The 1,096-nt window shown below is 35.6% G+C and carries 1 protein-coding gene; it reads right to left on the reverse strand.

Translation table 11 applies throughout. From position 1 onward, the window contains the following. Positions 1 to 98: 98 nt before the first annotated feature. Positions 99 to 1,096 (reverse strand): IS4 family transposase gene (locus tag FTT99_RS16345; RefSeq protein ID WP_180161692.1). Its coding sequence is split into 2 segments (ribosomal slippage), with 999 coding nucleotides annotated over them: positions 99 to 649 and positions 649 to 1,096; the frame shifts between segments, so codons are not numbered across the junction. This gene is flagged as partial in the annotation.

The following is a 1,096-nucleotide window of genomic DNA, read 5'->3' on the forward strand; positions in this document are numbered from 1 at the left end:
GTGACACCTTTACCTACTCCAGCACCTACAACTCCAGCCACAGCATTAATTAAATATTCTGCACCTTGTTTATTTTTTTCCTCTGTACACGACAAATTTCACAGAACCCTTATCCTATCAGGATTCTGCTTTCTTAAAATTGCCAAAATTTCCTTAAACTCTTCTTTTTTCCCAAAACCAATTAAACGCTGAATCGCCATTTGAACATAGTCTAAACCATAGCGAAATAAACTCATTGAGAGTCGTCCATGCTTCTTTATTTTTATCGCTTTTTTTTGATTATGTTGCCATTCACCCGTTAAGTAACACCAACAGAAGCTTATAGCTAACACCGCAATCAATTTTTTCACTCGTCTAGGGTCTGTCAAGCGCGTATTTTCAAGATTAAACCCGCGTCCTTTGAGACAACTGAATAAGGTTTCAATTTCCCAGCGTAATGCATAATCCTGAATAGCATTGGCATTAAACTGAGGAGAAACGACGAGTAAAAGCTCTCCATTTTCTAACTGTAGTGCACTTATATATAGTTTCACCCGACCAACCAAAATCCGTCGTTTACGACATTCAATTTGACCAACTTTAAGATGGCGAAATAAATCACTAATTTTATGATTCTTTCCTAAATGATTGGTGACAATGAAGTTTTTTTAACACGAATGCAGAAGTTGATGTCTTGTTCAATTAACCATGTAAACCATTTCTCACCGATAAATTCTCTGTCTGCAAACACATTCACAATACGATCTTTACCAAAAATGGAGATAAAGCGTTGAATCAAAGCAATACGCTCTTTTGTATCTGAATTTCCACGTTTATTGAGCAATGTCCAAAGGATAGGTATCGCTATTCCACGATAGACGATGGCTAACATCAAGATATTAATATCTCGTTTTCCCCATTTCCAATTAGTTCTATCCAAAGTTAATTGGACTTTATCGAATGAAAATATATTGAAAATTAACTGAGAAATTTGACGATAATCGAAATACTGATCTGCAAAGAAGCGTTGTTGTATACGTCGATAAAATGATTGTGGTAAGCACTTGATGGGTAAGGCTTTAGATGCAGAAGAAAGATTACATGTCTGTTTTACAAT

The sequence above is a fragment of the Acinetobacter sp. YH12040 genome (assembly GCF_013420005.1).
Lineage (GTDB): Bacteria > Pseudomonadota > Gammaproteobacteria > Pseudomonadales > Moraxellaceae > Acinetobacter > Acinetobacter amyesii.